This window comes from Pontibacter pamirensis (genome assembly GCF_010015475.1).
In the GTDB taxonomy this organism is placed as follows: Bacteria; Bacteroidota; Bacteroidia; order Cytophagales; family Hymenobacteraceae; genus Pontibacter; species Pontibacter pamirensis.
The window spans coordinates 101563-124460 of sequence record NZ_SSNI01000014.1 but is presented as its reverse complement, the minus strand read 5'-3'; the positions used below and the strand labels follow the sequence as shown (position 1 = coordinate 124460).

Genomic DNA, 22898 nt, shown 5'->3' with positions numbered 1-22898 from the left:
GGCAGTTTGGGCTTACCTTTTGGTAATTTAGGTTACGCAACACCAGATTATAATTTGTTTCAAACCCCAGCGGGACGACCTGTTATTAGCCCTTTTGCCAGAAAATGCCCTTAGCTCCAGCAGATCGGCCTGTAAACACATCCTCAACAGGTACTTCCGCGTAACGCCAGTTAGTGTATGAGGAAGACAAGCCGAAAACAAAAAAAGGATGGGGTTTAGCCATCCTTTTTGATATTGTATGTTAGCGTTTATCGCCCAGTTTCTTTACAACTAGAATACACGTTGCTCTACACCAGCCAGTACACGGCCACAGTGCTCACAAACGATAACCTTTTTCTGAGCTGCGATGTCAGCCTGGCGTTGAGGCGGCACCGTGTTAAAGCAACCACCACAGGCATCGCGCTTCACCGTTACAACAGCCAGACCATTGCGCACATTGCCGCGGATACGCGTATAAGCAGTTAGCAAACGATCTTCGATGTTAGCGGCTGCTTTACTGCGCTCTTTTTCAAGGGCTGTTTCTTCTTCTTCGCTTTCTCCAACAATCTGGTCGAGCTCCTTCTTTTTGTTTTCAAGGTCTTTGCGGCGCTCTTCCAGGCGGTGCTTAGTTCCTTCTATCTCATTGATTTTCTGCTCAATCTGATAATGTGCTTCTCTTATCTTCTTCTCGTTTATCTGGATTTCCAGCTTCTGCAGTTCTATTTCTTTTGTAATAGCATCGTACTCGCGGTTGTTTCGTACGTTCTGCTGCTGCTCCTCATATTTGCGGATGAGACTTTCCGAATCTTTTGTCGCCTGCTTGCGCTGTGCTATAGAATCATTCAGATTGGCTACTTCATCATCAAATTTACGAACCCGCACCGCATATCCTTCAATTTCATCTTCAAGGTCCTGAACTTCTTCAGGTAGGTCTCCTCTTACTCTTTTGATTTCATCAAGCTGTGAATCGATGGTCTGAAGCTTTAAAAGTGCTTCCAGTTTGCTGGCTACAGTACTTTCCATGTATTAAAAAGTGTATCTGACAGGGTTTGTGTTTACTTCTGATATTAAGACTGCAAAATTAGAGAAATTTTTTGAAATTGTGTCATAAAAAATCTCCTTTGTAAATACCTCGCTTTCATAGTGCCCGATGTCAGCTATCATCAACTGGCTTTCGGCATCAAAAAACTCATGGTATTTCACATCACCGGTTACAAAGGCATCAGCACCCTGCCGTATCGCATCTTTTATCAGAAAACTTCCTGCGCCACCGCAAACTGCCACCCGCTTCACCTTCTTATCACCTATGGTAGTGTAGCGAAGGCCTTGCAGCTGCATTTTCTGCTTGAGGTAAGCTAGAAAAGCTTCTTCTGTCATTTCTTCAGCTAGTTCGCCAATCATCCCGATGCCTACTTCCTGGTTCTGGTTTTCGAGGCTGTAGAGATAATGCGCCACCTCCTCGTAAGGGTGTGCCTTTTGCAATGCTGCCATGACGGTGCTTTGCAGGTAGGCCGGAAACAGGACTTCTATCCGGTTCTCCTGCACCTCTTCTGCTTTGCCTGCCTGACCTATGGCCGGACTAGCCTTGTCGGAGGGCAGAAAACTGCCGGTGCCTGTTACCTGAAAACTGCAGTTGCTGTATTCCCCGATGTTGCCGGCACCCGCTTTATGCAGCGCCTGCAGCACTTCATCTGTGTTTTCTACCGGAACAAAAGAGACCAGTTGCATCAGGGTCTGAGGTTTGTTTATCAGTATCCGCTGTTGCTGCAGCTCCAGTTTATCGGCAATTTTGGTATTTACTCCATACAGCACATTGTCGAGGTTGGTGTGGCTGGCATAGATTGCAATGTTGTGCTGAATGGCTTTTATGATGGTGCGCTCTACGTAGTTGCGCCCCGTGAGCTGCTTCAGCCCTTTAAATATAACTGGGTGATGGGCCACAATCAGGTTACAGCCTTTTTTGAGTGCCTCATCTATCACGGCCTCAGTGCAGTCCAGCGTGAGGAGCACACCTGTTACTTCTGCCTGGGCATCTCCGGTCTGTAAACCGGCATTGTCATAGCTTTCCTGGTAGCGGAGAGGAGCCAGGCGCTCGAGTAGGTTTGTAATGTCTTTTATTTTTGGCATCGTTATGCTCTTATCGTCTTCAATTTAAAATTAGTTTTAATTTTACTCCGCTACATAATAATGATGAAATATTTGAAATTGCTGTTCTGGCCCTTTTCACTGCTTTACGGGGGGGTAACGGTGGCGCGAAACATCTTATACGACAAGGGAACGCTGACTTCCACGCGTTTTAACTTGCCTGTGATTGCCGTTGGAAATCTGACAGTGGGTGGCACAGGCAAAACACCGCACGTAGAGTACCTGCTGCGTTTGTTGCAGGAGTATAAGGTGGCTACGCTCAGCCGCGGGTATAAACGGCAGAGCAAAGGCTTTTTACTGGCCGATGGGCAAAGCACGGCAGCAGTACTTGGTGATGAGCCCTACCAGTACCACCGCGACTTTCCGGGTATAGCCGTGGCTGTTTCCGAAGACCGGGTAGCGGGGATACAGAAACTTCAGCAATCGGTGCCAGGCATAGAGGCAGTAGTGCTGGATGATGCTATGCAGCACCGGCCGGTACAGCCTTCCCTGAACATATTAGTTACAGATTACAACAGGCCTTTTTACAGAGACTTCGTGCTTCCAGCAGGGTTGCTGCGGGAGCCGAGGCAGGGAGCCGCCAGGGCTGATGCCGTTATCGTGAGCAAGTGCCCCGGGCAACTGGGTGTGCAGGAGCAAAGCATCATCAATAGCGAAATAGAAAAATACACTACTCCGGATACACCCGTCTTCTTCTCTGCGTTTGTATATGGAGCACCTGTAGCAATAGGTTTACCTGTAGCGCCTACTCAGAAGGTTATACTGCTGACGGGTATAGCCAACGCACAGCCATTGAAGGAATATCTTAGGTCTGAGGGGCATAAGGTGGTGCAGCACCTGGAATATCCGGACCACCACCAGTACAGTACCCAGGACCTGCAAAAGCTGAAACATCTATTGCAACAGCCTGAATTTTCCGGGACAACTATACTAACTACCCGTAAGGACGCCGTTAAACTGGCAGGTCCGGAGTTAGATAGCTTTACAAAAAAACTCCCGTTGTTTTATATACCCATCGTGGTGCAGTTGCTGGGGTCACAGGAAAAGTTTGACCAACTGGTATTACAGCATGTGCGGCAGTTTCAGAAACACATTACAAAATAAATATACGGTAAAGCAGCTGTCACTTATAGCGGCAGAAAGCTGTAGCATCAGAAATAATATTTATTCGCTAATTTTGCGACGTGAAAAAAAAGATAATAGCCTTTATTCTTCCCTTTCTTGGTTTGCTATTCTTAAGCCAGGCTGCATACTCCCAGATAATAGATGATACTACCAAGCTATACTACAGCCCGAAAACAACCCTGCAACTCTATGCACAGGATGTGTTGAGAGGCCGTTACCTAGAACAGCCGATAGATACTTCACTGAGTAACTTACAGAATGAGCGTTTCTGGTACAACGACACCTCCTTTTACCAACATCTGGGGAATACAGGTACTGCGGCGCAGCCTCTTTTCTACTACCCGCCACAAAAAATTGGAGTGAGGCTGGGCAAAAATGCCTTTGACCGCTATGCCTATGACCCCTATGAAATCAATTATTTTAATACCCGCTCTCCCTATACCCATCTTTTCTATGTGCAGGGTGCGCGGGGAGAGCAGGTCTTTGAAGGCTTGCATACGCGCAACATTACCCCCCGTTGGAATGCTGGCGCAGCTTACCAGATCATCACGGCAAACCAGCAAATAGGTCCGGCAGCCGGAGACAGGAGAGCAAGGAGCTTTCTGGACAACCAGGCGATCAAAGTGTTCTCACATTATCGCTCCGAAAATGAAAACTACAACCTGTTCTTTAACTTTACTTTTATGAGGGTAGAGCAGGTTGAAACAGGGGGTATTATACCTGATACTACCTTTCAGGATGATGTGGCAGCGCCCTCGATTCTTTCCCGCTTTGAAGAGGCACCGGTACAGCTTACCACAGCGTTGAATCAGGAAACCCGGAACAATTTCCACCTGATGCAAATCTACAGGCTGGCGAAAGAGAACCTGAAGGTCTATCATGTGCTGGACTGGAGGAGGCAGCAGAACAGGTTTGAAGACACAACCCTTACAAATTATAGAACAACCATTGATAGCTATCTGGAAGCTTCGAATGGAAGCCTCAATAACGTTTTTGCGATTTACCCAGACTACAAACTGAGTCGACTCCGTACAATTGACATCACGAATTACAAAGAACTACAGAACACATTTGGGTTAACAGGTAACTATAAGCTCTCGTCTTACAACGCCTACGCCAAATTGCGTAACGCCACAATGGTTTATAATGCGCAACAGTCAACACCTACAGATAGCAGCCCCACATACGTTTCTGTGGATAAAAGTGATGCATATAACCAGGTTTTGATAGGTGGTGATATCAGGCTTATGTACAAGAACCTGGCAGAATTGACCGGAGAAGCAGAGTACCAGTTGGGTTCTGATTACCGCGTCAAAGGCAGAGCCCGTATCGGAGGTGCTTTTGCCACCCTGGAGCGAACGCTCTTTTCACCTTCCCGGGTAGAAGACTACATGCTAAGCAACCATTTCCTGTGGGAAAATGATTTCGAAACCTCTGTGACGGATCGTATTGGTGTAGGTTATGCTGGTGCGTTTGGCACACGCCAGTTTGTGAAACTGAATGCCCACTATACCAACATCAAGCGCCATATCTTCTTTAATGAGAGTGCCGAACCGCAGCAATTGAGCGGAAACCAGCGGCTGTGGGGGGCGGACCTGTTGCACCATATACGCTTTGGGCCTGTACACTTCAAGAACCTGGTGGCCTATACTAATACGGATGAAGCAGATAAAGTCAGGATACCGGACTTTCTGCTGGAGTCAACTATTTATATTGAAGGCTTTCTGTTCAAGCAAGCTTTGTTCAGCCAGGTAGGAGTTCAGACAACTTATATGTCCAGTTACTATGCCGATGCTTACATGCCTGTAACACAGCAGTTTTATGTGCAGGACCATTTCCAGGTGCAAGGATATCCGGTGGTTGATGTTTTTCTGAATGCAGACATCAAAACAGTAAACCTTTTTGTGAAGATGAGCCACGTGAATGACCAGTTGCTGGAGCCGGTATACTTTGTTACACCTTATTACCCTGGAATGCGCCGCAGCTTCACGTTTGGACTGAAGTGGATGTTCTTTGACTGATTTCTAATTGTCTGCTGCTTTTTTATCTTTTCTGGATTCCCGCTTAATACGCCTACTTTATGTCTGATCAGCCAACTAAAACCATTCTTCGCTTAGAGTTGCCCACTGACCCCCGCTGGGTAAACATTGCGGAAAAGAACATAGAAGAAATATTAGTAGACCACGCCTATTGCGAGCAGAAAGCCGCTACGTCCGGTATATCACTTATTGTAAAATATCCTGACAAAGAAAGGCTGGTAGAGGAGATGACAGACCTGGTGGCAGAGGAGTGGAGCCACTTTGAGCGGGTGTTGGCCGAGCTGAAAAAGCGCGGCTACAGCTTGGGCCGCAACCGCCCGGATGAATACGTGGTGGAACTCACCAAGCATATCCGGAAAGGTGACAAGCGGGAACGCCAGCTGATGGACCACCTGCTGGTGAATGCCCTCATTGAAGCCCGCAGCTGCGAGCGCTTTAAACTGCTCTGGAAGAACATTGCCGATGAAGGCCTGCAGCAGTTTTATTATGAGCTGATGGTATCAGAGGCCGGGCACTATGTAAGCTTCGTAAAGCTCGCAAAGGAATATATGCCGGCAGCGGTTGTAGACGCGCGCCTGAAAGAGCTTCTGGCCATTGAAGCCAACATCATCCGTAACCTGTCACCAAGGGCTGACCGAATGCACTGATACATTTGACATGTGTCATTTATCAATAACAGGAACGGCTGAAGAGGTATTCTTCAGCCGTTCCTGCTTTTATTCCCCTTATGTAAGAGGTGATAAATGTTAAATGCAATCAGGTTTTTTGCTTCTTCTTTTTGGCGGCAGGAAATAGGATGTTGTTCAGGATAAGGCGGTAGCCTGGTGAGTTCGGATGCAGCGCCAGGTCAGTGGGGTCTTCACCTACTAAGTGCTGGTAGTCTTCCGGATCGTGGCCGCCGTAAAACGTCCAGGTGCCGCGGGCGTAGGTGCCGTGCATATAGCGGATTTCAGATAACTCACTGTTTTCGCCCATTACCACCACTTCAGGCTTTACCAGTCTTTTTCTGAAGGCGGTTGTCTGCCCCATGAAACCTTTGATGGTTTTCTCATGGTTTTGCGTGAGCATTGTCGGAATCGGGTCCCACTTGGCAGAAAAGGTGAACAGCTGAAAGTAATCGTTTGCCTCTGTTACCGGCCTTTCCTGCGGCTGTACGTCTATGTTAGAGTACTCGTACTCCAGCGGGTTGCGGGATATTCTAAAATCGCGGAAAGCGATTGTCTTTTCATAATCCAGCTTCTGTTGTGCCTGCGGGTCTGCTCCGTCACCATCAAACATCGCTTCCACTATATCTACACCCTCAGCAGCCAGGGCAATATCATAGGTGTCGGTGGCAGAGCACATAGCAAACAAAAAGCCGCCACCTGCACAAAACTCTTTTATCCTTTTCGCCACCCCTAACTTCATCTCCGATACTTTGTTAAAACCTAGCTTGGCAGCTGATTCTTCTAACTCATGCTGTTGCTCCTGGTACCAGGGGTAGTGCCGGTAACTTGCATAAAACTTGCCATACTGGCCCGTAAAGTCCTCGTGGTGCAGGTGCAGCCAATCGTACTTTGGCAGCTCGCCATTCACAATCTCTTCGTCATATATGATGTCATAAGGAATCTCGGCATACGTTAGTACCAGCGTTACAGCGTCATCCCAGGGCATTTTGGATTTAGGAGAGTACACCGCCACCTTCGGCACCTTCTCCAGCTTCATGATGTCCATATTAGCCTCCGGGTTGCTAATTTCTGTTAAGATGCTGTTGTATTGGGCATCAGATATTACTTTATAGCTCACGCCCCGCACGATCAGCTCATTTTCCAGCTGTGGTGCATGCTGAAAGGCGAAACTGCCCCCACGGTAATTCAACAGCCAGTCTACAGAAACATTTTTACCCAGCGCCCAATAGGCAACACCATAAGACTTTAGGTGGTCTTTCTGAGTTTCATCCATTGGCAGCAGAATCGTGCTGGCGATGGATGAAAATGAAAGTAGAAATAGTGTCAGAATAAGCGTGGTGGTACGGAAAAACATGCTGTTCGTCTTTAAAATATGGCTCAATGTATAAAATCGATTTTTAATTCATTAAATGGCATTAACTTAGAAGCAATGCCCTTATAAGATTACATAACGTAAAATAGTAACAAAGCGCACATCATCCAAGCATATGAATTTAGTAGAAAATATTCTGGAGGGCCTCCGGTCGATACATGGGAACCTGCTGCGGACAGTACTAACGGGCCTCATCATCGCTATTGGTATTATGTCTTTGGTTGGTATACTAACGGCTGTAGACAGCATGAAGTACTCTCTTACGCAAACCTTTTCCAATCTTGGGGCAAATGCTTTCGATATTCGCCAAGCCGGCATGAACAACAGGGGTAGAAGTGAAGGCCGCGCTGAAAAAGTTTACCCTGTTATCTCCTACAACCAGGCGGTGATGTACAAGGAGCAAATGCCTGATGATGCGCGTGTAAGCTTATCTGCGCATATTTCGGGCGCCACTGTGGTAAAAAGCGATACAGAAAAAACTAATCCGAATGTCAACATCACTGCCGGGGATGAAAACTACATGCTTAACAACAACATTAACCTTGCGAAAGGACGTGATTTCTCACCATTTGAGCATGAGCAGGGTATAAATGTTGCTATTATCGGCGATGAAATAGCGACCACTTTATTTAAAAATACAGAAGCTGTAGGCAATTTCGTCACTTTTCTGGGACGGCGCTTTAAAGTGATTGGTCAGTTGGAGAAGAAGGGAAGCAGCATGGGCGGCAGCGACGACCGCCGTATCATTATACCCCTGGAAACGGGGCGTCAGATTCCACGAACAGGTGATGCTACGCTTAACTTTACGATTAAAACGGCCATTCACAGGGCAGATGAATTGAACTATGTGATGGGCGAGGCCACCGGAATCATGCGGAAGATACGGCAGGACGCACTGGGGCAGGAGGATTCGTTTGAAATCAGGAGGAGTGATTCGCTGGTGCAGAGCCTCGATGAAATTTCCGGATACCTGAAAATCGGAGGTTTCATCATCGGTTTTATTACCCTGTTGGGTGCCTCTGTTGGTTTGATGAACATTATGATGGTGTCTGTGAACGAGCGTACCCGGGAAATTGGAGTGCGTAAAGCATTGGGTGCTACTGCTTTCCAGATTCGCCAGCAATTCCTGATTGAAGCTATCGTCATCTGTATTCTCGGTGGTTTTGTAGGGGTATTGTTAGGTGTGATGATGGGGAACGGCATCGTCTCTATGATTGGAGAAGGCGGCTTTATAGTGCCCTGGCTTTGGGTAGTGGTAGGAATGACGATTTGCGTGTTTGTGGGTGTTGTATCAGGTTATTATCCTGCCTCCAAAGCCTCTAAACTGGACCCTATCGATTCTCTCAGATACGAATAAGCATAGCTGCAAAAGATAGTTTGGTCATAAAAAAACCGCTGCTGGTATAGCAGAGGTTTTTTTGTAGAATATGATATCGGACTATTTTGTAGCTGTTGTATCAGCAGCAGCTTTTTCAGTTGTGTAAGCCTCGTTGAGGCCACTCACCACTTCAGAAGTGATATCACGTGAAGGATCGCTGTAAAGAATGGCACTGCTGCCGCGAGAGTACGTTAATACCATCTCATAACCTTTTTCCTCGCTCAGTTTCTTGAGGTACTCTTCTACGCGGTCATAGATTTTCTTCATTTCCTCAGACTCTTCGCCGGCCAGTTCGTTACCAGCGGTTTGCTGCAGTTGCTGCAACTGCTGTTGCTTTTGCTGCAGGCGCTGCTCTGTTTGAGCTCTCTGCTGCTCACTCATGTTCTGGCCCGTCTGCTGATACCTTTCAACTTCTTTCTGGAAAGCCTCTGCCTGTGAACGAAGATTCTGTTCTGCCTTCTCACCTTTGCCCTGCAGGCGGGTACGAACATCTTTAAAGTATTCGTAGTTCGTAAGTAGCGAATCAGAATTAACATATACAATGTCATGTACACCAGCAACTTCGCCGGTTGTGGGTGTGTTTACTCCTTCTACTTTGGGCGCTTCTGTGCAGGCTGACATTAAGGAAGCAGCCATTGCCAGGCCTAAGGAAATCTTTAGAACTTTCACTATTTCTTTGGGTTTTGATTTGTTGAAAGAATTATCAGTTTAAATATAACACTAAACTTTACCAAATACCTAAGGTCAACTTTAAATATCATCCTTTGCGCTGCAAAAACAAAGTTTAAACATATCTAATGTTTCAGCAGTTCCTGGTAAGTTTCTTCTGCCTCCATCAATCCGGCAGGGTTTAGCTGAGTCAGGCGTACGTGCCTTGTCTCGTTCACCAGCACGGGGTCATATTTAGCTACTACGCGTACATAGTTCTCCGTCCAGCCTTCCATAAGGCCGTCTTTTACATCGTCCTCAAACAAGACGTTAAATTCATGGCCAATATTCTGTTCGTAGAAGTTCCGTTTCTTTTTCTCTGACAGGATGCGAAGCATATCAGCGCGGCGGTTGCGGTCTTTGTTCGTTACCTTATCCGGCATTTCCGGAGCCAGGGTGTTTTCGCGCTCAGAGTAAGGAAACACGTGCAGGTAGCTTACATCCAGCTCGTTCAGGAAGTTATAGGTCTCCAGAAAGTCTTCCTCCGTTTCGCCGGGAAAGCCCACAATCACATCCACACCGATGCAGCAGTGCGGCATCAGTTGCTTTATGGTTGCTACGCGATCAGCATACAGCTCACGCTGGTAACGGCGACGCATCAGCTTTAAGACTTTGTTGGAGCCAGACTGCAGCGGCACATGGAAGTGGGGCATAAAGCGATTGCTCTGCGCCACAAAAGAGATAATTTCGTCTTTCAGCAGGTTCGGCTCAATAGATGAGATACGGAAACGGTCAATGCCTTCCACCTTATCCAGCTCCTTAACAAGCTCAAAGAAAGTTTCTACGCGCTTGCCATCTTGTATGCCAAAGTCACCGGTATTAACGCCTGTAAGCACAATCTCCTTCACACCCGATTCCGCAATTTCACCCGCAGACCGCACCACATTGTCTATGCTGTCAGAACGGCTGTTGCCCCGGGCCAGCGGTATAGTACAGAATGAGCATGAATAGTCACAGCCGTCCTGTACCTTCAGGAAGGTGCGGGTACGGTCGCCGAAAGAGTAGGAGTTATAGAAAGTGTTTGCCTCAGAGATAGGGCTGGCATAGATTTCTGCTTTGTCCTTTTTCTCGAATGTCTCCAGTATATCAACTAACTGAAACTTTTCGGCTGCCCCCAGCACGGCATCTACTCCCGGAATCTCTGAAATCTCCTTTGGTTTCAGTTGCGCATAACAGCCGACAATAGTGATGAAGGCATTCGGAGAATGCTTCAGCGCTTCCTTCACAATCTTACGACACTTCTTATCAGCATTATCCGTTACTGAGCAGGTGTTGATGACGTAGATATCAGGGGAGTCGGTAAACTCCACCTTCTCAAACCCACGCTCCTGGAAAATGCGCCCAATAGTGCTGGTTTCAGAATAATTCAACTTACAGCCTAAGGTATAAAAAGCTACTTTTTTCATAATCAGGGTGCAAAGATAAGAATTTTCTGCCTTACTATCGCAATCATGTTGCCAAAAGGCAGCGCAAGTAAAGGGCTGAGGGTTAAATATTTAATTACTGGATTAGTAAAGGGTTGGTGCCTATGAAAGGCTTGTATAGCGATAATCCTTAAGCTTTATACCTAAGCAACAAGCACTATTTCCTTACAAAGTCTTCGAAAGAGTACTGCATATAGGCTTTACCGTTTCTCAGCTGTTCTTCTGTTATACCAGTATCTGAAGTAATAGGCTGCTGGGCGTTATTGTCGAACGTAAGGATGCCCTGAGGTGTGATATACCCGAAACCATCTTTAAAGACATAAAATGCAAATGAATCCGGACTTGGCTCGAGTAAGTTGCGGCTCCAGTTAAAATCCTGGTGCGGAAGGTTCAGCTTTGCCAATAATGTAGCCGCAATGTCTGTCTGTGAGCCTATAGTCATCACTTTAACCCCTCTCTCTATGATAGCTCCACCAGTGATAACAAACGGAATATGGTATTTTGATGGCGCATATGGTGGATCATTGCCCGGCATTACATGGCCGTGATCAGCGGTTATAACCACTATTGTGTTTTGCCACCAGGGCTCCTGCTTTGCCTGCTTTATAAAATTACCTAACGCTTGGTCAGTATAGTACACACTGTTCCGGAACTTCGCCTCCTCGTCATTCCCATCAAAAACTGGCTCTATCGGAATTTCGAATGGTTCATGGCTGCTCAGGGTATATACTGTTGAAAAGAACGGGTTTTGTTCCTGATTTAAGTCCTGCAGCACCCGTTCAAACAAGATATGATCATGCGCGCCCCATTTCGAGTTGTAACTGCTGGCCGGAAAATCATCTTTAGCAATGAGGCGGTCATAAGCACCGTTCATGAGATACGATCTGATATTAGCAAATTCCAGCTCGCCTCCATAGTAGTAGCTGGTGCTATAGCGCTGCTGCTTAAATACCTTGCTGAGCTGGGGCAGTTGCGCTGTTTTTTTTGGTGTTTTGATGATAGAGGTTGTGGTTTGGACCGGGTATCCGCTTAAAAGCGCAACCATTCCTTTCTCACTTCTGTCCCCACTGGCGTAAATATTGGTAAAGCTTATACCTTCTGCTGCAAGCCTATCTAAGTTTGGTGTAACACCCTGCTCGCCACCAAGGCTTTCTACAAACTTAGCTGTATAGCTTTCCAGTATAATAAATAATACGTTAGGCTTGCTTGCAGCAACATCTTGTTGAACTGAACCTGTAAAGGGAGTAGCGCCGTAGAGGTGCTGTACCCGTTGCGCAGCCTCCTCCGGCGACATATACTTGTATGGATTTTTACCAGCCTTCCTGTACTTTATCAGGTCATGCATCAGGTTCCAGGGCATATTCAATCCAGCATGATTCGCATAAGGCTTACTGGAGAAATATGCCACGCTCTGATTGATGGGAATCTGCTGAACTCCGCCGCGCATAGGCAGCACAAGCAATGCCAAGTAAAGAAGTGAAAAAGCACTGTAATTCCTTTTGTTTCGCGGATAAATGAATTTCTCCAGGTCGAAAAACAGCCTATATACTATAACCGAAGCGCTGCTGAGAACCATAGCAAGCAGCAACAGCAAGAACAGGGGAGCGGCAGCGGCTGAGGCGGCCATTTCGTCGGGGGTGTTCAGGTACTGCAGTGGCGTGGCATCCAGCCGGAAGCCCCAGTACGTGTACAGTTCTAAGTCCGCTGCAAGCAGAAACGATAAAAGCACCACTAAAGTAAAAGTGTATACACGTATGAAACCCTGCACCCTCAGCCTGGGCCACAAAGCAGCGAGCAACAGGGAGAAAAAAGGAATGGCACAGATGTAGGCTGTAAATGAAAAGTCCAGCCGCAAGCCGTAAAGAAAGGTGTCTAGAATTTCTGGCGTAGTAAGTTCGGAACTATGCTCGGCGTGGTACATCAAAAACAGGGCCCTGGCAACTATAAAGTACAGCACCCAGAAAAAGAAGTACAGCGGCTGATAAATGAAAGACTTTTTCACACTGCAAATTTAAGACATATACAAGGCCATTGTTAACAAAGTAGCTGTAAAAATCATCTATAATTAAGGTGGGTGCGGAATAATGGGGGGATATAGTAATTATAGGGTACTTGCAGTCAACCAGACTGAATTTTTGGCGCAACCCTGTTAAATTTAAGGTGATCTAATCAAAAAAGGAGCTAATTTTCGCAGATCCCCCTAAATTTTTACCCTCTACAAGTTTGCAATGTCATTTTTCTCTATATCTTTGCTACACTTAAAACATAACTCTCTCAAAACTCATGTCAAAACTCCGCTTTAAGGCGCTGGAATTTGTTAGCCAGCGTAAACAGGGTGAAGTGGTCCTCCCTTCACAAAAAATATCTGAATATTTTGGTGAGAACGTGTTCAACAACGAACAAATGCGTTCCACTATGTCTTCTGACAATTACAAGCGTCTGCGCCGCACCATCGATGCTGGTGAAAAGGTGGACCGCGATTTGGCAGATGCCGTAGCATCTGCCATGAGAACCTGGTCTATGAGCAAAGGTGCTACGCATTATACGCACTGGTTCCAACCCCTTACAGGTGCCACAGCTGAAAAGCATGACTCTTTCTTCGACCTAACAAGCGATGGTGAGGCCATTGAAAATTTTAAAGGCAGTGCCCTTGTGCAGCAGGAGCCGGATGCTTCTTCTTTCCCAAGCGGTGGTATCCGAAATACATTTGAAGCTCGTGGCTATAGCGCGTGGGATCCTTCTTCACCCGCCTTTTTGATTGACAATGCCGGAATTAAAACACTTTGTATCCCTACTATATTTGTAGCATATACTGGTGAGGCACTGGATTATAAGACACCTTTGTTAAAGTCAATTAAGCTGTTAAACGACGCCGCAGTGCCTGTTTGCCAGTATTTTGATAAAGATGTAAATAAGGTAAATACTACCCTGGGTATAGAGCAGGAATATTTCCTTGTAGACCGTGCTTTGTATGAGGCGCGTCCTGACCTCGTTATTTCCGGCCGTACGCTGTTTGGGCATTCACCTGCTAAAGGACAGCAGCTGGAAGACCATTATTTCGGAAGCATCCCTACCCGCGTACATGCTTATATGCTTGACTTTGAGCGTTCGGCGCTGCGATTAGGGATTCCGTTAAGAACACGCCATAACGAGGTGGCCCCTCACCAGTATGAGTGCGCCCCTACCTTTGAAGATGCCAACCTTGCTGTTGACCACAACCAGTTGCTCATGGACATTATGGAACATGTGGCAGAGCGCCATGGGTTTAAAGTGTTACTTCATGAGAAGCCGTTTAAAGGTGTAAATGGCAGTGGTAAGCACAACAACTGGGCAATGAGCACCAACACCGGTGTAAACTTGTTAGGGCCTGGTAAAAAGCCTAAAGAGAACCTGCAGTTCCTGACGTTCTTTATCAATACTATTGCGGCTGTAAACAAGTATGCTGACCTGTTACGTGCCAGCATCGCCTCTGCCAGCAACGACCATCGCCTTGGAGCCAATGAAGCGCCTCCAGCCATCATGTCCGTATTTATAGGCCAGCAGCTGACAGCTGTGTTAGATGAGTTTGAGCGCACTTCTAAAATTCCGATTGAAAAAGGAGACAATATGTACCTGAAACTGGGAATCGACAGAATTCCGGAGGTACTGCTTGACAACACCGACAGAAACCGTACTTCACCTTTCGCCTTCACAGGTAACAAGTTTGAATTCCGTGCAGTAGGTTCTTCTGCCAACACTTCTTCTCCGATGACATCCCTTAACACAATGGTGGCAGATCAGTTGATTGAGTTCCGCCATAAAGTGGATAACCTGATTGAAGAGGGCACTAAAAAAGAAGTAGCCATCATTCAGGTGCTGCGCGATTTAGTGGCTCAGTCTAAAGCCGTGCGTTTTGAAGGTAACGGTTATTCTGAAGAATGGGCTCAGGAAGCTGAAAAACGTGGACTCTCTAACATCAAGAGTACACCGCGTGCATTGGATGTATATGATCGCGAGGAAGTGAAAGCACTATTCACCAGGCACGGCATCTTTACAGAGGTAGAACTTTCTGCCCGCCACGAGATCCTGCTGGAGGAGTACATGAAAAAGATACAGATTGAGGCCCGTACCATGGGTGACCTCGCTGTGAACCATGTTATTCCTACTGCCATTGCTTACCAGAACAAGCTTATCCAGAACGTGCGCGGTCTGAAAGAACTTGGTTTGGAAGATGAGTACACGAAGTCAACAGTGGAAGCCATTAAAACAATGTCGCGGCACATTTCTTCTATCCAGCAGAATGTCAATGACATGGTGGAGGCCCGTAAGGTGGCCAACAAGGTAGAGGATGCCCGTGAGCGTGCCATCATGTACAACGAGAAGATCTTCAGCTACTTCGATAAAATACGTTACAGCGTAGATAAGCTCGAACTTATGGTGGATGATGAAGACTGGCCACTGGTGAAGTACCGTGAATTGCTGTTTCTTCATTAATCATTATTCTATTATCGTTATAAACAACAAAAGCACCCACTCGGGTGCTTTTGTTGTTTATAACATTATTAAAGCGTTTATGAAGGTGAAGCATAATAAATTGCTGTATTACATATGCTTATATTAATCCTTTTGGCTATTATTACTGCCTCACTTTGCTCATTAATTGGCCGGCTACTTTAGCGAAGACAAGGGGCAGGAGCACCACTGCAAGTCCAACAGCAATTACCTTGCGTAGCCCAAGGCGGAAAATTAATTTCGATACCACACTGTCCCGCAGTTCTTCCAACAGAAACTTTCCTGCTTTCGTCATGGGTTTTCCATGCAGTACTTCCTGCACTTCTTTCCAGTTACCACGCTCTATTTGCCGCATCAGGAATTCTGTTACAGTGTCCTTTGTAACAGAAACAGCTTCTGTTAGCTGCTCCTGCCTTAGTTTACTCCAGTCTATCAGGGCGGATAGTTTCTCTGGCGCAGGTTTCGGGAAAAATGTTCTCATATGTATCATATGCTTACTTATATATAGTACAGTTTCGAATTAAAAGCTTTAAGAAAATCTTCACGACTACCTGATTGTACGTGAATGGCATTAGAAGGGCAATAGTAAGAGGCTGTATACGTCATGCCAAAGTAATCTGAAGTAAGCTCAAAGGGTTTTTCAAAACCCGGAGATAGTTCCTCGTCTGAGCCGACTGCCAGCAGGAAAGTCTTCTTGCCGGCAAGTTGACTTCCGAGGCTTATCTGAACTGTTACGATGTCCGTTAACCTGTCGAAGAAAATTTTCATCAGGCCGCTCATGGCATACCAGTATACTGGTGTGGCGAAAACTACCTGTTTATGCAGTAAAATCTTTTCCATCACCTCCAGGAACTGATCGGCTGCCGGATAATGGCCGGAATAGCGGTAAAGGCAAATATGATAATCCAGTAGGTCCAGCACTTTTATAGTGGTTTTGGGGAATAACACCTCGACCAGCTTTTTGGTATCACTTTCCCGTCGGGCGCTGCTTAAAATTACAATTGGTTTGTTGTTAATCTTTATACCCAGCCTGCATCTATAAAGTACCTTTTAAGGATAATCAGCTTAAAATTACGTAATTTGCCTTTGAACAAAGCAGGTATATCTTTAGTTACAGAGACAAGCTGTCGCATTTTTCCTTTATGAATAAATCTTATTGCCCAAGCCTCACAGCGTACGAGCGCAGAAAAACCCGCGTGGTGAACATTGGCGGCCTGCCAATGGGTGGTGATTATCCTATCCGTGTGCAGTCGATGACGACGGTAGAAACTATGGATACCATGGGTTCAGTGGAGCAGTGTATCCGCATGATAGAAGCAGGGTGCGAGTATATACGTATTACAGCGCCAAGTATCAAAGAAGCTGAGAACCTCAAAAACATTAAAGAGGAATTAAGCAAGCGGGGGTATAACGTGCCTCTTATTGCTGACATCCATTTTACCCCGAACGCTGCTGAGGTAGCGGCACGCATTGTAGAGAAGGTGCGTGTGAATCCGGGGAATTATGCCGATAAAAAGAAGTTCCAGGTAATAGAATATGACGATGCTTCCTACCAGGCAGAGCTGGACCGAATCCGGGAGCGGTTCGTGCCGCTCGTTCTAATATGCAAAGAACACGGAACGGCTATGCGCATCGGCACCAATCACGGTTCACTGTCAGATCGCATCCTGAGCCGCTATGGCGATACACCGCTGGGCATGGTGGAGAGTGCGCTGGAGTTTCTGCGTATCTGCGAGGATGAAGGCTATTATGATATCGTTATATCTATGAAAGCCTCCAACACGCAGGTGATGGTGCAGGCCTACCGCCTGCTGGTGCAGAAACTGGAGGAGGAAGGCATGCAGCCTTACCCGCTCCACCTTGGCGTAACTGAGGCTGGCGAGGCGGAAGACGGACGTATAAAATCGGCTGTGGGCATTGGCACTTTGCTGGAGGATGGTTTAGGGGACACGGTACGTGTTTCGCTAACAGAGGCGCCTGAGGCAGAAGCTCCGGTGGCTAAAGCGCTCATTGACCGTTATGAGCATCGTGCAGAAAAGGCAACGCCTATGAAACCTGTTTGCAACGTACCTATCAACCCGTTTCAGTATCACCGTAGGGAGACAGCAGAGGTAGGGAACCTGGGAGAAACGAATGTGCCGCGTGTGGTGGCAGACCTGAGCCGCCTGACTGAATTGCAGTATGCTGACCTGAAATGTGTGGGCCACCTGTACTCCATGCTGCTCGACAAGTTCAACATGAATGACCAGGGAGCAGACTTTATTTATACCGGAGACACTCCCATCAGTTTTATGCTGCCAAACGGCCTGAAGGAGATTGTAAATTATGATGCCTGGCTAACGGCTGAAGAAAGAAAGGACCGCCATCCGCTGCTGCATGCAGAACAGTATCTAAAGAGCGTGGATCGGCATGACACATTAAACTTTATTCAACTATCTATCAGTGATCTGACAAACGAATTGTTAGAGCGCCTGAAGCAGGATGCGACGGCGGTACTGATGCTGCAAACTAGTAATGCCCACGCGATGCCGGAGCTGCGCAAATGCTTTTTCCGCTTGATGAACAATGGTGTGCAGACCCCCTGCATCATAAAGCGTGCCTATGGCCAACTGACGCCTGACGAGATACAACTCTATGCTTCCACAGATGTGGGTGGTTTGCTGATTGACGGATTGGGAGATGGTGTCATGTTGGGAACAGAACTGCTTCCTGAGCAGGAGAAAGGGGAGTGGCTGGAAACAATCGGGCAGTACAATAGTTTAAGCTTTGGAATACTACAGGCGGCCCGTACCCGCATGAGCAAAACGGAGTATATCAGCTGCCCTAGCTGCGGCCGCACTTTGTTTGATTTACAGGAAACCACTGCCATGATTCGGAAACGCACCGATCACCTGAAAGGTGTGAAGATCGGTATCATGGGTTGTATTGTAAATGGCCCCGGCGAAATGGCGGATGCAGATTATGGCTATGTGGGCGTAGGAAAAGATAAAATCGCACTATATCGTGGTCAGACTGTTATTAAAAAAGCTGTGCCTGCCGACCGTGCTGTGGATGAGCTAATTGAATTGATACGGGAGGATGATAAGTGGATTGAGCCTGTGCGGTTAGAGGATTAAACATCTTCTTGAAGTAAGAGATACATGTTGTTTTTTATTTTCTTCATTCGCACTTTAAAGCAATCTTTTCACTCCGGTATATGTTTATCATATTGTAATGCAGGAGCTATTTGCTAGCAGTTGCTCTATAGTCAAACTATAATTACTAACTGAAAATTTATATGAAGGGATTATTCGATTTCTCTGAGTTGGGAAACTATTTCTTCCGCAAAAAAGACCCTAATCGTAAAACCAATTTCAACCTGCGCGCCATGCACACCATCAACAAGATATCGATGGGTATGTTCCTGGCTTGCATTATTTACTTCATCATCACCCACTGGTAACAGTGCATATTGAGGGCTTCAGAACATATTGCTTGGCCAAACCCGGAACAACAGAAGAACTTCCTTTTGATGACGATATGCTTGTTTTTAAAGTGGGAGGTAAAATGTTTGCCTTGTGCAGCCTTGCTTATTACGACAAAGGCATTAGCCTGAAATGTGCCTGAGAAGGCGGTAGAGCTGCGGGAGCAGTATCCGCAAGTGTCTCTGGGATACCACATGAGCAAACTGCACTGGAACACGGTACTGCCGGAAGCTCGTTTACCCGACCAACTTCTCCGTAGCTGGATAGATGATTCTTAAAAGCTGGTGTGGGCTAAGCTGACAAAGAAAGTAAAGCAGGAAACAGATTTTAACAATAGCTAAATTGAAAAGAGCCACTCAGCAGTGGCTCTTTTGTTTTGGGGAGAGTACATAAGAAGGAAAATACATACATGATTTTTTTATGTAGGTACATCTCCGAAAAAATGGGCTTTAAGAATGAAAAAGCACTTTCTATAGAATTTTTCTATGTGTTTGATAAAGTTGTAGCATGAAAAGCAATGAAGTTTAAAACTTTTTAGCTATACTTGATAAACTCACCTGACAACTTGTATGATATTAGAGAACGAAATTGGCATTGCTGCCTTTCGAAATGAATGGCAGAAAGCAAGTGTAAGCATTCTGTACACCTATGGCTTTCTTTCGAATGGTTACGAAAATTTCTTTAAAAGACATGGTCTGACTACGCAGCAGTATAACGCTCTTCGCATTTTAAGGGACCAGTTCCCTAAACCTGTTTCCACTTCTTTCCTGCGAGAAAAGATGTTAGATAAGATGTCTGATGCCTCCCGGCTTGTGAGTAGGCTTGGTGCCAAAGGACTGGTAGAAGTAACACAGAATTCAGCAGATAAACGCCTTGTTAATATTGTAATATCAGAGGAAGGACAAAATGTAATTGGTGCTATCGATAAAGATTTATACCAACTGGATGCGCTCATGAAGGGAATTACAGAAGAAGAAGCTACTACATTAATTGAACTCCTTTACAAAGTAAGAGAATCCTTAAAAACAGCGGATGAACGCATTGCTACCAAGGAGCAAGTAGACGCTGATGCATAATATATAGCTTTTTATTTAGCTACATTTAAAAGAGGTAGAAGAGGCTGTGCTTCTCTTCTACCTCTTTTGTTTTTTGATAAGCTGGTAATAGCAGCCATCGGTAAAAAGTCAAAGCCACTAAGCTTTAGGCTTAGCGGCTTTGCAAAATCAGTTAATAGATTTAAGGGGTTACACCACCACGTTTATTATCTTGTTAGGTACGATGATAATTTTCTTTGGTGCTTTCCCTTCTATAAACTTTGCCACCTGCTCATCGTTAACAACAGCTTTCTCCATTTCCTCCTTTGGCGTATCGAGTGCAAAGGTCATCTTCGCACGCATTTTACCATTAATTGAAACGGGGTAGTCAAAAGTGCTTTCTATAAGGTACTTTTCTTCCCATTTTGGGAAGGCAGCATAGCTGATACTCTCATTGTGGCCCAGTTTCTCCCACAACTCTTCGGTGATATGCGGCGCGTAAGGCGATAGTATAATGGTCAGAGGCTCCAGGATAGCGCGCTTGTTTGTCTTGAGCTGCGTCAGTTCGTTCACGCAAATCATGAACGTAGAAACAGAGGTGTTGAAAGAAAAGCGCTCAATATCTTCCTCTACTTTCTTTATCGTTTTATGCAGCGACTTCAGCTCCTCAGCTGTTGGAGCAGCATCTGAAACGTTGAAGTTGCCGGAATTGTCGTGAAATAGTTTCCAGTAGCGCTTTAGGAACTTGTTCACGCCGTCCATGCCATTGGTGTTCCAGGGCTTGAACTGCTCCAGTGGCCCCAGGAACATCTCATACATCCGCAGTGTATCAGCGCCCTGCCGCTCTACGATATTGTCCGGGTTCACCACGTTGTACTTTGACTTCGACATTTTCTCTATCTCTATACCGCAGAGGTATTTGCCATCTTCCAGAATAAATTCTGCCGTTTTGTATTCTGCACGCCATGTTTTGAAGGCTTCCAGGTCCAGCACATCATTGTCTACAATATTCACATCTACATGCAGGGCAGTGGTATCATACTGGTCCTTCAAGCCATAAGAAACAAAGGTGTTACTGTCTTTTACCCGGTAAATAAAGTTAGACCGGCCCTGTATCATCCCCTGGTTAATCAGCTTCTTGAATGGTTCCTCTTCCACTACCAAGCCCATGTCAAACAGGAACTTGTTCCAGAAGCGGGAGTAGAGGAGGTGGCCTGTCGCATGTTCTGATCCTCCTATGTACAGGTCCACATCACGCCAGTACTTGATGATGTCTTTGTCAGCGAAAACTTCATCATTCTTCGGGTCCATGTAGCGGTACCAGTACCAGCTAGAGCCTGCCCAACCTGGCATGGTGCTCAGTTCGTACGGATACTGGTCTTCATACTTCCAATCTATGGCACGGCCAAGCGGTGGCTCACCTGTTTCAGTTGGCAGGTAAGCATCAATTTTTGGTAACTCCAGAGGCAGATCACTTACATCAAGCAGGTGCGGCACACCATCTTTAAAGTATACCGGCACCGGCTCACCCCAGTAGCGTTGGCGGCTGAACACAGCATCACGCATCCTGAAGTTAATTTTGCTCTTGCCAATATTATTCTCTTCCAGGTACTTCACCAGCAAAGGCTGCGCCTCCTGGTACGTCAGGCCATTTACCATTTCAGAGTTCACGTAACGGCCCTCTTTGGTAGCATCAGCTTGTGTATCCAGATCTTTCTGGCCATCCAAAATCTGCACGATAGGCAAGCCAAAATGTGTGGCAAAGTTCCAGTCGCGCTGGTCACCGGATGGCACAGCCATTACAGCCCCTGTTCCATAGCCAGCCAGAACATAATCTGCTATATAAACAGGTATTCTTTCCTTGTTGTAAGGGTTGATGGCATAAGCTCCCGTGAAGGCACCTGAAACTGTCTTCACGTCTGTCATACGTTCCCGCTCAGAACGGTTTTTGGCTACGTTCACATAATCATCTACCGTTTTGCGCTGCTCCTCTGTGGTAATCTGATCGACCAGCTCGTGCTCCGGGGCCAGTACCAGAAACGTGACACCATAAACAGTATCCAGGCGGGTCGTAAACACTTTGATTTTTTTGTCTATGCTTTCAAGTGGGAAAGACATGATCGCTCCGACGGACTTTCCGATCCAGTTGCGCTGCATTTCCTTTACCGGTTCCGGCCAGTCGATATCCTCCAGCCCCTGTAACAAACGCTCGGCATAGGCCGTGATGCGCATCATCCACTGGCGCATCAGCTTGCGCTCCACCGGATAGCCGCCACGCTCCGACACGCCACCTACTACTTCGTCGTTTGCCAGCACAGTTCCCAGTGCAGGGCACCAGTTCACCACCGCTTCGGCCACATAAGTCAGCCTGTACTTCAGCAGCATCTCCGACTGTTCCTGCTCGTTCATATGTTTCCACTCGTCGGCCGAGAAAGCGGGGGTGTCTTCGTCACAAGTAGCATTTACGTTTCTGTTACCATGCTGCTCAAACTCCTTCACAAGTTCTGTGATTGGCTCTGCTTTATCTGAGTTGATGTTATAGTAGCTGTTAAACAGCTGCATGAAAATCCACTGCGTCCATTTGTAATAGCCCGGGTCAGAAGTTCGGATCTCCAGGTCCCAGTCGAAAGAAAAGCCCAGATTCTTTAGCTGCTCCACATAGCGCGTAATGTTCTCTTCCGTGGTAATAGCAGGATGCTGGCCGGTTTGGATAGCATACTGCTCAGCAGGAAGCCCGAAAGAGTCAAAGCCCATTGGGTGGAGCACATTGTGGCCGGTCAGGCGCTTGTAGCGGCTTACTATGTCAGAGGCAATATAACCAAGTGGGTGGCCTACATGCAGGCCGGCGCCAGAAGGATATGGAAACATATCCATGGCGTAGTACTTTGGCTTATTGCTTTTGGCAGCGGCTTTAAAGGTATGTTTCTCTTCCCAGTAACGCTGCCACTTTTTCTCAATCTGATTAAAATTGTACTCTGACATTGTTTATTTCCGTGTTCGTTAAATCGGTATGAAACCGCTAAGATAATTCTTAATTATTAAATTGTTGAATGGCTGCATTGCTAATTGTT

General features: G+C 46.4%; 19 protein-coding genes. 10 read left to right on the top strand and 9 right to left on the bottom strand.

Features of this window, described 5'->3' with window-relative positions; translation table 11 throughout:
* Window positions 1-270: 270 nt before the first annotated feature.
* Window positions 271-1002 (bottom strand): zinc ribbon domain-containing protein, encoded by a 732-nt coding sequence (locus E1919_RS13490; protein ID WP_162053926.1) that lies wholly within the window; start codon window positions 1000-1002, stop codon window positions 271-273.
* A 3-nt stretch (window positions 1003-1005) separates the two neighbouring features.
* Window positions 1006-2106 carry a Nif3-like dinuclear metal center hexameric protein gene (locus tag E1919_RS13485; protein WP_162053925.1) on the bottom strand — a complete coding sequence of 367 codons (1101 nt, stop codon included), beginning with the start codon at window positions 2104-2106 and terminating at the stop codon, window positions 1006-1008.
* A 60-nt stretch (window positions 2107-2166) separates the two neighbouring features.
* Here E1919_RS13485 and lpxK point away from each other — a divergent pair, with 60 nt between their 5' ends.
* The 3 genes from lpxK (at window position 2167) to miaE (ending at window position 5935) form a co-directional block, all read left to right on the top strand.
* Window positions 2167-3228, top strand: coding sequence for a tetraacyldisaccharide 4'-kinase (lpxK, locus tag E1919_RS13480; RefSeq protein ID WP_237144355.1), 1062 nt, complete (start codon window positions 2167-2169; stop codon window positions 3226-3228).
* An 80-nt stretch (window positions 3229-3308) separates the two neighbouring features.
* Window positions 3309-5270, top strand: coding sequence for a putative porin (locus E1919_RS13475; protein ID WP_162053924.1), 1962 nt, complete (start codon window positions 3309-3311; stop codon window positions 5268-5270).
* 59 nt (window positions 5271-5329) lie between these two features.
* Entirely contained in the window at window positions 5330-5935 is a 606-nt protein-coding gene (gene miaE, locus E1919_RS13470) for a MiaE family protein (protein ID WP_162053923.1), read from the top strand.
* A 109-nt stretch (window positions 5936-6044) separates the two neighbouring features.
* Here miaE and E1919_RS13465 read toward each other — a convergent pair whose 3' ends face one another.
* Window positions 6045-7310, bottom strand: coding sequence for an asparagine synthetase B (locus tag E1919_RS13465; protein WP_162053922.1), 1266 nt, complete (start codon window positions 7308-7310; stop codon window positions 6045-6047).
* A 133-nt stretch (window positions 7311-7443) separates the two neighbouring features.
* Here E1919_RS13465 and E1919_RS13460 point away from each other — a divergent pair, with 133 nt between their 5' ends.
* Window positions 7444-8685 carry an ABC transporter permease gene (locus tag E1919_RS13460; protein ID WP_162053921.1) on the top strand — a complete coding sequence of 414 codons (1242 nt, stop codon included), beginning with the start codon at window positions 7444-7446 and terminating at the stop codon, window positions 8683-8685.
* An 81-nt stretch (window positions 8686-8766) separates the two neighbouring features.
* On the opposite strand, the gene E1919_RS13455 is transcribed toward E1919_RS13460, so the two are convergent.
* From E1919_RS13455 to E1919_RS13445, 3 genes are all read right to left on the bottom strand, one after another.
* Entirely contained in the window at window positions 8767-9375 is a 609-nt protein-coding gene (locus E1919_RS13455; protein ID WP_237144353.1) for an OmpH/Skp family outer membrane protein, read from the bottom strand.
* A 125-nt stretch (window positions 9376-9500) separates the two neighbouring features.
* A complete protein-coding gene (gene mtaB / locus E1919_RS13450; protein ID WP_162053920.1) occupies window positions 9501-10820 on the bottom strand; it encodes a tRNA (N(6)-L-threonylcarbamoyladenosine(37)-C(2))-methylthiotransferase MtaB in 1320 nt (439 codons plus the stop codon).
* Between the two features lie 175 nt (window positions 10821-10995).
* Window positions 10996-12840, bottom strand: coding sequence for an LTA synthase family protein (locus tag E1919_RS13445; RefSeq protein ID WP_162053919.1), 1845 nt, complete (start codon window positions 12838-12840; stop codon window positions 10996-10998).
* 281 nt (window positions 12841-13121) lie between these two features.
* Between E1919_RS13445 and E1919_RS13440 the strand changes: the two genes are divergently transcribed.
* Window positions 13122-15311 (top strand): glutamine synthetase III family protein, encoded by a 2190-nt coding sequence (locus E1919_RS13440; RefSeq protein ID WP_162053918.1) that lies wholly within the window; start codon window positions 13122-13124, stop codon window positions 15309-15311.
* A gap of 142 nt (window positions 15312-15453) precedes the next feature.
* Here the strand turns inward: E1919_RS13440 and E1919_RS13435 are convergent, their stop codons facing one another.
* Together E1919_RS13435 and E1919_RS13430 are read right to left on the bottom strand one after the other, a co-directional pair.
* Complete coding sequence (locus tag E1919_RS13435) at window positions 15454-15810, bottom strand: hypothetical protein (RefSeq protein WP_237144351.1); 357 nt, start codon at window positions 15808-15810, stop codon at window positions 15454-15456.
* Window positions 15811-15827: 17 nt separating this feature from the next.
* Window positions 15828-16325 (bottom strand): flavodoxin family protein, encoded by a 498-nt coding sequence (locus E1919_RS13430; protein WP_262888712.1) that lies wholly within the window; start codon window positions 16323-16325, stop codon window positions 15828-15830.
* A 146-nt stretch (window positions 16326-16471) separates the two neighbouring features.
* Between E1919_RS13430 and ispG the strand changes: the two genes are divergently transcribed.
* From ispG to E1919_RS13415, 5 genes are all read left to right on the top strand, one after another.
* A complete protein-coding gene (ispG, locus tag E1919_RS13425) occupies window positions 16472-18445 on the top strand; it encodes a (E)-4-hydroxy-3-methylbut-2-enyl-diphosphate synthase (RefSeq protein ID WP_162053916.1) in 1974 nt (657 codons plus the stop codon).
* Window positions 18446-18606: 161 nt separating this feature from the next.
* On the top strand, window positions 18607-18771 hold the full coding sequence (locus E1919_RS27340; protein WP_202915909.1) for a DUF6728 family protein: 165 nt from the start codon (window positions 18607-18609) through the stop codon (window positions 18769-18771).
* Window positions 18772-18848: 77 nt separating this feature from the next.
* Complete coding sequence (locus E1919_RS28060; protein ID WP_317168225.1) at window positions 18849-18935, top strand: MmcQ/YjbR family DNA-binding protein; 87 nt, start codon at window positions 18849-18851, stop codon at window positions 18933-18935.
* Complete coding sequence (locus E1919_RS28055) at window positions 18928-19071, top strand: MmcQ/YjbR family DNA-binding protein (RefSeq protein WP_317168224.1); 144 nt, start codon at window positions 18928-18930, stop codon at window positions 19069-19071. The genes E1919_RS28060 and E1919_RS28055 overlap by 8 nt, the downstream gene beginning before the upstream one ends.
* Before the next feature lie 291 nt (window positions 19072-19362).
* Entirely contained in the window at window positions 19363-19869 is a 507-nt protein-coding gene (locus tag E1919_RS13415; protein WP_162053915.1) for a MarR family winged helix-turn-helix transcriptional regulator, read from the top strand.
* 168 nt (window positions 19870-20037) lie between these two features.
* Here the strand turns inward: E1919_RS13415 and leuS are convergent, their stop codons facing one another.
* Entirely contained in the window at window positions 20038-22809 is a 2772-nt protein-coding gene (leuS, locus tag E1919_RS13410; protein ID WP_162053914.1) for a leucine--tRNA ligase, read from the bottom strand.
* Between the last annotated feature and the right edge of the window lie 89 nt (window positions 22810-22898).

What these genes read in the sequence shown, in the direction of transcription:
- E1919_RS13490 (WP_162053926.1), bottom strand. Translation starts at nt 1,002, where the DNA reads ATGGAAAGTACTGTAGCCAGCAAACTGGAAGCACTTTTAAAGCTTCAG.
- E1919_RS13485 (WP_162053925.1), bottom strand. Translation starts at nt 2,106, where the DNA reads ATGCCAAAAATAAAAGACATTACAAACCTACTCGAGCGCCTGGCTCCT.
- lpxK (WP_237144355.1), top strand. Translation starts at nt 2,167, where the DNA reads ATGATGAAATATTTGAAATTGCTGTTCTGGCCCTTTTCACTGCTTTAC.
- miaE (WP_162053923.1), top strand. Translation starts at nt 5,330, where the DNA reads ATGTCTGATCAGCCAACTAAAACCATTCTTCGCTTAGAGTTGCCCACT.
- E1919_RS13465 (WP_162053922.1), bottom strand. Translation starts at nt 7,310, where the DNA reads ATGTTTTTCCGTACCACCACGCTTATTCTGACACTATTTCTACTTTCA.
- E1919_RS13460 (WP_162053921.1), top strand. Translation starts at nt 7,444, where the DNA reads ATGAATTTAGTAGAAAATATTCTGGAGGGCCTCCGGTCGATACATGGG.
- mtaB (WP_162053920.1), bottom strand. Translation starts at nt 10,820, where the DNA reads ATGAAAAAAGTAGCTTTTTATACCTTAGGCTGTAAGTTGAATTATTCT.
- E1919_RS13440 (WP_162053918.1), top strand. Translation starts at nt 13,122, where the DNA reads ATGTCAAAACTCCGCTTTAAGGCGCTGGAATTTGTTAGCCAGCGTAAA.
- E1919_RS13435 (WP_237144351.1), bottom strand. Translation starts at nt 15,810, where the DNA reads ATGAGAACATTTTTCCCGAAACCTGCGCCAGAGAAACTATCCGCCCTG.
- ispG (WP_162053916.1), top strand. Translation starts at nt 16,472, where the DNA reads ATGAATAAATCTTATTGCCCAAGCCTCACAGCGTACGAGCGCAGAAAA.
- E1919_RS27340 (WP_202915909.1), top strand. Translation starts at nt 18,607, where the DNA reads ATGAAGGGATTATTCGATTTCTCTGAGTTGGGAAACTATTTCTTCCGC.
- E1919_RS28060 (WP_317168225.1), top strand. Translation starts at nt 18,849, where the DNA reads ATGCTTGTTTTTAAAGTGGGAGGTAAAATGTTTGCCTTGTGCAGCCTT.
- E1919_RS13415 (WP_162053915.1), top strand. Translation starts at nt 19,363, where the DNA reads ATGATATTAGAGAACGAAATTGGCATTGCTGCCTTTCGAAATGAATGG.
- leuS (WP_162053914.1), bottom strand. Translation starts at nt 22,809, where the DNA reads ATGTCAGAGTACAATTTTAATCAGATTGAGAAAAAGTGGCAGCGTTAC.